The sequence below is a fragment of the Halonotius pteroides genome (genome assembly GCF_003605635.1).
In the GTDB taxonomy this organism is placed as follows: Archaea; Halobacteriota; Halobacteria; order Halobacteriales; family Haloferacaceae; genus Halonotius; species Halonotius pteroides.
The window spans coordinates 100,728-110,919 of the sequence record NZ_QMDW01000009.1 but is presented as its reverse complement, the minus strand read 5'-3'; the positions used below and the strand labels follow the sequence as shown (position 1 = coordinate 110,919).

13 protein-coding genes and 1 pseudogene are annotated in these 10,192 nt (G+C 53.4%); 4 read left to right on the top strand and 10 right to left on the bottom strand.

The window, feature by feature from the left end; genetic code table 11:
- Positions 1–33: 33 nt before the first annotated feature.
- Positions 34–900 carry a hypothetical protein gene (locus DP106_RS08265; RefSeq protein WP_120084632.1) on the bottom strand — a complete coding sequence of 289 codons (867 nt, stop codon included), beginning with the start codon at positions 898–900 and terminating at the stop codon, positions 34–36.
- The gene (locus tag DP106_RS08260) at positions 893–2,470 is read right to left on the bottom strand and encodes an AAA family ATPase (RefSeq protein WP_120084630.1); all 1,578 of its coding nucleotides are present in this window, start codon (positions 2,468–2,470) and stop codon (positions 893–895) included. The genes DP106_RS08265 and DP106_RS08260 overlap by 8 nt, the downstream gene beginning before the upstream one ends.
- 434 nt (positions 2,471–2,904) lie before the next feature.
- Here DP106_RS08260 and DP106_RS08255 point away from each other — a divergent pair.
- The 3 genes and pseudogenes from DP106_RS08255 to DP106_RS16405 all read left to right on the top strand — a co-directional run.
- Positions 2,905–3,123: pseudogene (locus tag DP106_RS08255) on the top strand (restriction endonuclease); the annotation flags it as partial.
- Between the two features lie 139 nt (positions 3,124–3,262).
- On the top strand, positions 3,263–3,709 hold the full coding sequence (locus DP106_RS08250; protein WP_120084629.1) for a hypothetical protein: 447 nt from the start codon (positions 3,263–3,265) through the stop codon (positions 3,707–3,709).
- A 271-nt stretch (positions 3,710–3,980) separates the two neighbouring features.
- Positions 3,981–4,106, top strand: coding sequence for a hypothetical protein (locus tag DP106_RS16405; protein ID WP_276310072.1), 126 nt, complete (start codon positions 3,981–3,983; stop codon positions 4,104–4,106).
- 234 nt (positions 4,107–4,340) lie between these two features.
- Here the strand turns inward: DP106_RS16405 and DP106_RS08245 are convergent, their stop codons facing one another.
- From DP106_RS08245 to DP106_RS08225, 5 genes are all read right to left on the bottom strand, one after another.
- Positions 4,341–4,589: a hypothetical protein gene (locus DP106_RS08245; RefSeq protein WP_120084628.1), complete on the bottom strand. Its 249-nt coding sequence runs from the start codon at positions 4,587–4,589 to the stop codon at positions 4,341–4,343.
- A 56-nt stretch (positions 4,590–4,645) separates the two neighbouring features.
- Positions 4,646–4,927, bottom strand: a complete 282-nt coding sequence (locus DP106_RS08240) for a type II toxin-antitoxin system HicB family antitoxin (protein ID WP_205738906.1) — start codon at positions 4,925–4,927, stop codon at positions 4,646–4,648.
- A 203-nt stretch (positions 4,928–5,130) separates the two neighbouring features.
- The gene (locus DP106_RS08235) at positions 5,131–5,565 is read right to left on the bottom strand and encodes a type II toxin-antitoxin system VapC family toxin (RefSeq protein WP_120084626.1); all 435 of its coding nucleotides are present in this window, start codon (positions 5,563–5,565) and stop codon (positions 5,131–5,133) included.
- Entirely contained in the window at positions 5,566–5,814 is a 249-nt protein-coding gene (locus DP106_RS08230; RefSeq protein WP_120084625.1) for an AbrB/MazE/SpoVT family DNA-binding domain-containing protein, read from the bottom strand.
- Positions 5,815–5,976: 162 nt separating this feature from the next.
- Positions 5,977–6,384 (bottom strand): DUF4864 domain-containing protein, encoded by a 408-nt coding sequence (locus DP106_RS08225; RefSeq protein WP_120084624.1) that lies wholly within the window; start codon positions 6,382–6,384, stop codon positions 5,977–5,979.
- Positions 6,385–7,902: 1,518 nt separating this feature from the next.
- Between DP106_RS08225 and DP106_RS08220 the strand changes: the two genes are divergently transcribed.
- Positions 7,903–8,094: a hypothetical protein gene (locus DP106_RS08220; protein WP_120084623.1), complete on the top strand. Its 192-nt coding sequence runs from the start codon at positions 7,903–7,905 to the stop codon at positions 8,092–8,094.
- A gap of 282 nt (positions 8,095–8,376) precedes the next feature.
- Here the strand turns inward: DP106_RS08220 and DP106_RS08215 are convergent, their stop codons facing one another.
- The 3 genes from DP106_RS08215 to DP106_RS08205 all read right to left on the bottom strand — a co-directional run bounded on the left by DP106_RS08215 (position 8,377) and on the right by DP106_RS08205 (position 10,133).
- Positions 8,377–8,706 (bottom strand): DUF7521 family protein, encoded by a 330-nt coding sequence (locus tag DP106_RS08215; RefSeq protein WP_120084621.1) that lies wholly within the window; start codon positions 8,704–8,706, stop codon positions 8,377–8,379.
- A 2-nt stretch (positions 8,707–8,708) separates the two neighbouring features.
- Entirely contained in the window at positions 8,709–9,053 is a 345-nt protein-coding gene (locus DP106_RS08210) for a winged helix-turn-helix domain-containing protein (RefSeq protein WP_120084620.1), read from the bottom strand.
- 87 nt (positions 9,054–9,140) lie between these two features.
- Positions 9,141–10,133 (bottom strand): hypothetical protein, encoded by a 993-nt coding sequence (locus DP106_RS08205; protein WP_133305117.1) that lies wholly within the window; start codon positions 10,131–10,133, stop codon positions 9,141–9,143.
- Positions 10,134–10,192 lie beyond the last annotated feature (59 nt).

The following is a 10,192-nucleotide window of genomic DNA, read 5'->3' as shown; positions in this document are numbered from 1 at the left end:
CGAGTGCATATCTTCTCCAAGCAGACACTCAAACTAACCCGATGTGATCGACTGATCCTCGCTCTTTATCCGAGCGACCTCTTGTTTTCCAGATTCAATCGTTTTGACGGATGTTTCGCTTTGCTGGTACTCCTCAATTGATTCTACGTACTGGAACAGGACGTAGAGTTCGAAGAGTGTTTCCTCGTCATCAGGCGTAATCAGCGTCTCCTCCAACAATTCTCTGAGAGCGTCCGGATTGCTCTCTCTGGCTCGTCTATGATCCTGTAACAACGAAGCAGCCTCTCGATAGACATCGCTACGCGACATGGCTGCTGTCTGAATCATTCGGTCTGTCGGCTCGTAGGTCTCGGGGTCACGAATGCGCTTGATGTGGACGTTCCGTTCAAACAACTCTCGCATCTGCTCAACGAGTTCAAGATTCTCCTGCCAGCGATCAGTTACCCATTCGTATTCCTGTTTGAGGTATGTCTCACACTCCTCCAGAGTCGTGTAAATGATCGACAAGAGACGTTTGAGAACGATATTCTCGTCAATGTCATAGCTTTCGTGACGGTTGTCACAGACAAATAACGACGTATCGCTCGGTGCCTGCGAGGAGCGTTGTTTCATCGTCGAAGTCCAATCGATTCGCCCGGATATCTGTCCTCGCGTCGTCTGTTGGACATTCTTCGTCTGTGTCTTGATACTCCGGAGTCGAGCCGGGAGTTGTTCTACGAAATCGACGACTGCTGGTCGAAGAAGAAAATGGAGGTCAACAAGCGAGTCGAAGCTCTCGAAACGTTCATCCAGCCCTGTCGGTTTGAGTTGTGTTGTGACGTGTTGTTCGGAAATCTCTCCATGCATCACATAGGCGAACAAATCCTCCGAGACAGCATCGATAAGTTCGGCTCTATCCATCGATTTCTATCTGTAGCATATCACGGCCGAGTTCGCTGAGTCGATTGAAATCAACAGCATCGATCTGAGAGAGTTGTTTGACTGTCGCTTCTCGGCGAGGTGACCCTTCGAGTTGAGGCAGAACGTAGTTACCGACTGCATCGGTGACAGCGCGTTCAGTGGTTCGAGAAGGCGAGTTCACGATCCCATCCAGCATGTCTCGAACGATGGCAGGGCCGATTTTGCGGTCGCTCCGGCCGTCATTGAGTCTGAGCCATATTTCAGACACAGCATTGAGCACATCTTCATTCGCCGATCTGGACAGATCCATCCCCCAAGCGTCTGCGTACTGTTCGAGTAGATCGATTCGTTCTGATCGGGTTTCAGGCACCTGCGGGGCATCGACATGAATGAACGAAAACCGCCGCATGAATGCGTACGACAGCTCATATAGTGAAGTCTTATCATAGGTGTTCATCGTCGCCAGCAATCGCCACGAAGTGGGCATGATATACTCATGGGGTGCTGGTGTTCCGGAACTGCCGTCAGCCTGTTTGACAACGATTTCGTTGCCATCTCGGCGATAGGGCAACTGTACTTCTTGTCCGGAGAGAAGTGTGAACAACTGCCCGAACGCTTTGTCGATATCGGCGCGATTGATCTCATCAATCACCAAGAGTTCGTTCTCTTGAGTACCATCTTGTTTGAACCGCCGTAGCACCTGCCCAGTCTCGAACGAGAGGTTCTCACCGTCTGTCTCTGTTGGCATGTACCCACCAACGGTCTCGAAGGTCGACCAATCAGCTGTGGCTGTCGTCATCTCGTAGCCGGAATAGGTATCGCTGTGAGATTCTACGAGCGAACGACAGACTCGTCTAGCGATTTCAGTTTTCCCTGTTCCGGGCGGCCCGGTGAAGATGACATGCTTACCAGCTTTGAACGCTGATTCGATTTGTTCAAGAATCTCGGTTCCACGATTGTCTTGGAAATACAACCCATCGAGAAGTCCCTCGTTTGCGAGGTCGAAATCTGGCGTACTGTGAATCTCAATATCTGTTGTCGTCTCCGTGATTTCGGTTTGGGTTGATCCAGTTTCTCCGGAGGCTAACGCTTCTACGGAACCGTACTTTCCGCGGATGCCACCAACCCCCATATCGTTAAGAGAAGTGAAACCCATCGGGTAGGAAATATCGTATCCTGCAAGATTATGAATCTCTTTGGAGGAAACATTCACTTTCATTGGTGGTGCGAGATATATGATTCTATCCCAAGGATCATCCTCAAAATTTGGCCAAATATTTCTGCCGAATGCTTCGTTCTGTTCTGTGGCGAGAATCTTCGCGGAATGCGTATATGTTCCGTCTCTGTAAAAAAATAGATAATCGCCCTGTTCAATAGCACTCCAAACGCCGTTTAGTGATGGTTTCGTTCCCCATAGGCGAATGACTTCACTGTCTGTTTGGGGTGCCTCATCGGTATACTGGTGGACACGATTAGCATCAATCCCCTCCAGAACACTCTTTTCGAAATTTTCCAGCGCGGCATCGTTGCCATACGGTGCTTGAAACACTTTCGGCCCATCGTATCCCATTACCCTTCGATTCGTCAATCACCATTAAATAATATTTGCTGCGAGGATTCAAAACTGAAGACGGTGCCACCCCTCCGTGTGTTTGTGACTGAACTCACAGGGTACCGATGTCGACACTGCGTTGGAAAAGTGGGAACTGGGGTCAAAGAGGAGCCGAGTAGCTGGAAAGTGTATTCTGTTTGCCTAAGTGAGAACAGTGACTGCGGTACCGAGAGAATTGGAACAATCTCTCGTAGCTCTGTGAGCCATACCGATGAGATGAACGAACGCGCTGAGGAGCTAGTCAAAGCAGCGGCCATTGAGAAATAGCATCCGCGAGCGTAGCGAGCGGTTCACTGCCGACCTCAGGGAGGCAGCAGTTTTTGATCCAGCTTTTTCAAGGAGCGGTGGCCGAGCGTAGTGAGGCCACCCGACGCTGAAAAAGGTGGGTGGCGAGGACGAACTCGCTGGTGGATCGACTGCGGAAGCTGACGTTGCCCGCTGTGGCTGATGTCGAAAGTGGGTTAGAGAGCTATACGAAGACCAAGGAGCGCGCCGAGGAGTTAGAGGCGAAAATCGAGGAGACTGATGATTTGATCGATGAGATCGTGTATGAGTTGTACGGGCTGACTGACGAGGAAATCGAGATTGTCGAGGAAGCTGTCGGGGAATGAATCGATCGCGCGAGCGACCGCAGTTCTCGTGAGTGAAACAAACGAGAGCATAGAAGAGCTTGCGCTTCCAGACGGCGGCAGCACTATTTGAAAAACGCAGGCTATATCTTAAATCAAAAGCCGAAGCGACGCTCAAACTATGTCGAGTCGAGATCCGAGAGAACTGAAGTCGGAACTGGAGAAAATCGAGTTCTCCGGAGATTCAGAGCAGCTTGGGGAGTTACGAGCAGAAGCGAGAGCAACCGTCGATGCACAGCGGGAAACACTCGCCGACATCGACACGAAAGCGAGCAAGATACTCCGGCTCAATATCGCGCTGGTCGGCATCCTGATTTCGGTGGTCTCCATCGCAACACAGCTCGGTTCTGGCTCGGCGGCTGGCGTTGGAACCGTCGAACCGTTTCTCAACAGCTACACCGTGACCGGTATCGGCGCGCTGGTTCTCTCGACTGCGTTTGCAGCGGTGACCTACACAGCATCGGAACTCGATGTTGGCGTGAGTTCCGAGAACCTCACGAAACTGCTCAACTCCGATTTCCAACAGCAGGAAACCGAGGTACTACTGATACAAAACTACATCATGTGAATTAATTTCAACCGGAGCACAAACGTTCGCAATATCCCACTGATTCAGATAACGATACTACTGATCGTCTCAGCTATCATTTCGTTCGCGCTGGGGCTGTACCATAGCATCGCTGGTGCCGTCCCCGCCTGGCTTTGGCTCTCGTCGGTTCTCTTGCTCGCTGTTGTTGTTTTGGTATCCGGACTGTCCGCCCAGACACGACGTGCAATTACCGACCTTCGAGCGTGGCGGTGACCCAATGATTATACACTTAGCCGCTGAAAATGTTAATATGAGCACCGAGAGTGACGAGCAGTCCGCACGTGAGGAGGCGCGTGAAAGCCTTCTCAGCGGCGGCGAACGAGTCGCAAAAGGTCGACAACGCGATAGAAACGAAGCCGAAGACGACGAAGCGTAATCAACGACGAGCTCAATTTTGTTGATGTGATTGTCCGAAAGTAGCGTTCGCAAGCGACCATAGGGAGCGAGCGGTTCACTGCCGACCGGAGGGAGGCAGCAGTTTTTGATCCAGCTTTTTCAAGTCGAGCGGAACCGGAGGTTCCGCTGACCATGCGAACGGCGACTCCGTCGCCGTGAGCAGAGAGCGGTGGCCGAACGAAGTGAGGCCACCCGACGCGGAAAAAGGTGGGTGTTAAGCATCATTAGTGGCCTCGAACTGCTCGACGATCTGTTCGCGGCTGGTCGTCTGATTCTGACTTCGGGTCTCAATCGCCTCTTCCATCGCCTCGGCTGTCTCCTCGGAGACGAGGCCAGCGACGATCTCGGGTCGTGGGCCGCCGGTCAGTCGAACCAATGTCTCACCCAGCGTCTCATCTTCTTTCTTGTGGGCTTCCACATACGAGTGAAACGCCTCCGAGACCTGAATCGACTTCGTTCCCATATTAGACGTTCAGATGTGAATTCCTAAAACCGTTTCTCCGATTTTTTCGGTACTGACTACTCGAAGATTTTCGAGTCCTCAAGCGATCCGGACGTGTTCTGTTCGGGGTCGATCCCCACCTCACGGAGTTCTTGCTCTGTCGGTTCGTGCCCCGCCCCGTTGTACGCGGCGACCGCGTCATCGAGCATTTCGAGGGCGTGCTGGCGAGTCTCGCCCTCCGTAGCCACGCCAGTTTCTTCATCGCGGACGAGCCACACCTCACCGTCGTCAGAGAGTTCCAACGAAATCCGCGTTGGAATACCCGCGTTCTCTGGCTCGTCGTCCGATTCGATGCTCATATACGGCTGTACAGGACACGAGAGCAAAAGCGTTCGGTAGCGATACACAATCCGTATGCTAAGCAGAGAAGAAAGCCCTACAGACGTGTTTGTGCGCATCAACGCCTCACACTCATGTAGTGCTACGACCCTTCAGCCGAAGAACGGAGCATACGACATGACTTCGATACCCTCTTTGTTCGGATATCCAACACAAAAAGAGATTAGCTCGGCTGATACGGATTCGTCACCGTGTCGAGACGCGAGATGTGGCCAACCACATCAAAATTGTCGTCGAACGCATACAGGTACTCCAACTCCTCAGCTTTCAGATATGCACGTAGACAGGCATCAACGAACGAGAACGCCTCGTACCCCCGGAACTGTGCCTTCGCCATCGCACGCCCGTCCGCAGTCAGTGACTCGATATAGAAGCGGGCATTCTCTTCGATTCGGTCAAGGAAATCGACGGCCGCCTCGTGGCCAGCATGTGTCCTCAGGCCGTTCAGCGTCTCCGCGAGAACGTAATCGAGGACGACCGCCTCGGGCAGTTCGTCGCTGTCGACACCACGAAGGATCGCAAGTCCGTCCTCGTGGGCCGCGTCGCGCCGATAGGCTGCTGCATAGAGCACTGTCGTGTCGATCAGCGCGTGTGGCATCTATCCGTCAACGCCCCACGCGTCGTGGTCGGTGGTCGTAGTAGTGTCTTGATCGCCGTCATAGCCCTCAAACGCGCCGAACGTTCCGTTGCGCTGTTGGATGACCTGCACGCGGATCTCCTCTACGTCTTCGATCCGCCAACGAAGCGTGTCTCGGTCGTCGATATCAAGCTCCCGACGGATACAAGCGGGGATATTCGCTTGATTCCCCGAGACCTTACTCTCGGAATCGACGCTGTCACTGCTCATGTGTGAGTTGGGATGGTCTCGACATATAAATACAGTGTGCGCTCACACTACTAAGACGGGGAGAATCAGTACCCAGTAGTCGACGGGGCAATCAATTGTGTCGAGGGAGCAGTCTGAGAGTCGCATCCGCGGGGCTCGACACCGTGTAGGCTTCGTCGCCGACTAGGACTCTATCACGAGAACGCGGTCGGTGAGCCAATACCCATCGAGTGAGCCGCTTCGATCATCTGAAAGGCCGAAACGGTACGTTGCGACCCTGCCGTCAGCACCGGTCAGTGTGACGCGCTGCTCAGCGGTGTGTCCGTCCTGCTCCAGTGGGCCCGTCGTCGCCTCAACATGGTCAACCATCGGTGCATACTGTGGCCCGGTTACCATCCTTACAAACCGATCGAACGGGCCGGTTGATCGACGGTTTGCCGGTGAGGCGAAGTTGTATGCGGTCGCGACCCCGGCGTTATCAACGGGTTCGTCGTTGTTCGCCAATCCCTCAAGTTGAATCTCGACAACCGTGGACGGATCGTACCCCGGGTCTGGTGTGGGGGCGTCGTCAATCGGATACGCGTCGGTCATGTGAATAGTAGTGGATACGGCCGTATATGTTGCACCCACAACCCGTATGCAGTGTACAAGCAGCCACAACCAACGCTACCCGCAACAACACGGGAGACGTGCCCTGATCTGTCGACGACAGAGACCCTGTGGCGGGGTTTTTGTATCGATTTACAGAAACCACGAAAACCACTGATGCTGCATTTTCTCGACGGCATGGGCTATCTGCGTCGGCTCAAGATGATCTGCATGCGTCTTTCGACGACGACGCACCCGGCCACATTGCTGATTCCAAACGGTAACCGCACAGCTTGTCCGCTTCCATCTGGTTAGCCAAACGAGGTCAGTCAACAGCGACGTTGGCTGAACTGGCTTGGTTGTCACCGTAGGCCATAACAATCTGATCCAACGGTATAGCGGTTAGTCCCCCTAAAGAAGTACATAACAGATGGTACTGATAGACGATACCCGTAACAGTCACAATCGCGCTTTGCTTATTCGTCTGTATCGGTATGAGAACACTCATTAGCTCGATTAATCCAAGTATCGTAGAACTTCTCCTCTTGATTGCGCTCCCATTTGCCCTCCTTGTTATCGCGGTATACTACGTGTACGTATATCTCTGAGAGAAAACAAACACGATCGAGCAATCTTTATATCCAGAGATAATGACGGCACGAGTTTGACTTTATATCTATAATACCGCACATATTTTTGCGTTACACAACCCATTCAGCTGAATGAAATAGTGATTATTTATCTAGCTGAGCAGATCACGCTCTTCGGGACTGGTTGAGATTATGCGTCGGCATACCAAAGAATAATTCCGCTGGCTGTCTATCTGCTGGTATGAACACAATCCACTGCACAGATTGTGAAGAACAGATTACAACAACCACCGATAACTATTGGTTGCGATGCCCAACTTGTGGCGAACAGTTCTTACAGGCCGTTGGCGGCTGTTAGCTAGCATCCCAGAACCGGCCGAAAGGAGGGGTGGCAGCTGCTGAAAGCCGTTTTGACTGCTCTGTTGAATACCAACCTACTCGACTGGGTTCGTTCGTCCGCAGCCAATCTGCTATCTCTTATTGTGTGGCGGGTCGCTGTTGAACTGCCAGCCGCTCCTGATGGGTTTCCTACCCATCGTAGCCATCCGGTCGATCAATGGCGGCGGTGGGGAGCCAAGATGCTGGCTGCGTTCAGAGGGAGAGGTGAGCGTGCGACCAGGATGTCACTCGTACACACCGAAACCTGCCGAGATATAACCGAGTCGCTCGCCGATTAGAAGCAGCGCGACCCTCAGAATGTTCGACAGGTAATTACTCCCTGTCCTCATACCCGATAGCACAGTATGCCGATCTCCAATGATGAGTTCGAGGCGGGAAGTATCGATGTAGGAAGCAACGGGCCAGGTGACGACGACGAGATCGATCCGATTGAAACCGAAAAGGACTAATTACACCGTTTCTGAGCGAACGGCCGGAGAGAGCATTTACCGAGCGAGAGGTCGTGCTTGGTGTGGATTACAGCCCCGTATTTATGAACCGAACCCAGAGCTCACTCGGGTCGTTCGCTGACGGGCTGATCGATTTTGCTGGGGATGTGGCTGCCACAACAATCGTCGTCAACGACATCGACGAGGCACTCGCCGAACTCGTCGAGGAGGACGTTGTGACGACGAAGGAAATTGAGACCGAGGACGGAACCTCGGTCTATTACAAACTGGCCTAACGCGTATACGATTTCGTCGTTGCTACCCGTTTTGTGCGAATAAACATGTTTGATTTCCTCAACAGCCGATTGAAATAACAGATAGAATACATTATAAAATATACAATCAAACACTGAGTTGTGGCCCAACCCCGTACGGTAGGGGCACACCCTCGGGCATACGCTTGCACGGCGAAATGTTGAATCAGAGTGGTGCGTATTGGTCACCCGACCCAACTGCGGACAGGTCTAAAACCCACGCTGTATCTCACCCGTTCACGAGTGGGTGTGTCACCGAATCGATCATATCGACCCGCTGAGCCGAGAGCTATAGAGTGAATAGAGGATCAAGCTAAGCCCGATGATCTCCAGTACTCGCGACCCCAACGGCAGTAACGATGTTCGCACGAGTGTGGCCTGCGGAACCAGCGGCGCAAATACCTCAAATCCGAGTGAGAGGCCAAAGGGGGCGATAGTGACGAATCCGAGGCCAACGGCGAGATACAACATCCGCCGGCTCTCATTACGCCGGTACCCACGGTAGGCCTGAAACACGATCATCAGGCCAAGCGTCATCGCAACGAGCGTGGCTGTTACCAAGCCCAAGTAGAGGGCCGCTTCAGCACCAGTCATGACTAGATCTCCTCCCAGAGTTTGGTAAACCGATCCGCTGCGTCGGTTGGCTCCCGGGACACATCGGCGGTGAATCCCGCTTCATCAACTTCGATTGCGACGGCCTGTAGTGTAGCTTCGTAGGTGCTGTAGTGGTGTCCATTGTCATCAAGTTCGGTTCGTTCGGTGATCAGGTCATACTCGGCGAGGGTATCGAGTCGGCGGTAGACGGTTGGAAGCGAGGCACCACACGCTTCGGCGAGCTCCTTTGCGGACTGCGGTTCAGCAGTCGCTGCGACGAGGATCGGGCGTGCGTACTCATCATCGAGGATAGCGAGCAAGTCCTCGGCTGTTGGCTCCTCACTCACACCACGTCCCTCCGCGGGACTGCCGGTATAAGTCGGGGCTAGTTTTCAGGTTCCGAAGTCGGCTGTGATACACCTCGAAACGGATAGTCACGGTGCTGGCTCGGTGTCTACATCGGTTCCGTCGGTGTCGACACCTGCTTGTCGGTCTAGCTGGTCATCACCAGTGTCGATATCTCGAGGGTGTCCCCCGACGACATCGACTGTGGTGAGTTCGGCATAGGCTCTGGCAACGATGGCTGCCGAAAGCGTCGTGACGAATGCCGTCAGGACGACCCCGACCGGGAGAAAAACTAGCTGCGAAACCGAGGTTCGAAGTGCTTCGGCGGTAGTTGGATCAGAAAGCTGGTTCGGTGTCGCGATGGAATTGATGGCACTCTGTACCCCGATTACCCCGACTGAAAGCACTCCAAGCCTGAGGCGATGTCCCCGAACGAGACCCCAACTCCCACGCAGTGACGTGATGACAGACCGGTTGCGAACGCTGATCTCATGAAGAACAAACATGAGATGGATGTACAAGAGAAGTGCCGCAGCAACCACCCCGATGAATCCGATAGCTCCGATGAGCACCATCCCAGCGACCCCGATCCAGTCCGGCAAAAATCCAATCTGCCCGACACCAATCATAACCCCGATTCCAAGAGCGACCGGAAGCAGAAACGCACACAGAAAGCCGATGAAAATCACCACGCCGAACACCAGACTAGCAACCAATCCGCGAGCGGTCGCTCGACCAAGCTGCCCATACAGGTGACGCTCAAGGATGCGATCGGTTGCACCATCCACAAAGGTGCGAATCGTAATGATCGTGATCGGTGTTGTTACAATAGCTGAAAACACCGTCGTAAGCCCAACGGTTACGCCGGTTGCTGCGGTGGGAAGCGGTTGAGTAGCTGGAACGTCAGCGAGAGGGGCAGCCCCGATGCCGGATGAAACCGGGAGCTGCTGGCTTACAGCAACGGCAAGCAACATGAGGCTTACAAATTGTGCTACGGCGTTACACCCGACAAAGACCGCACCGTTTCGTGAAAACGTCAGCCGTAACCCATCGGTGACAGCAGTTCGAAGACGGAATGCCATACAGATGCTCTGTAAAGATATTAAAAAAAACAGCGCGGACAGTTTCAGGCCCAGAAAAC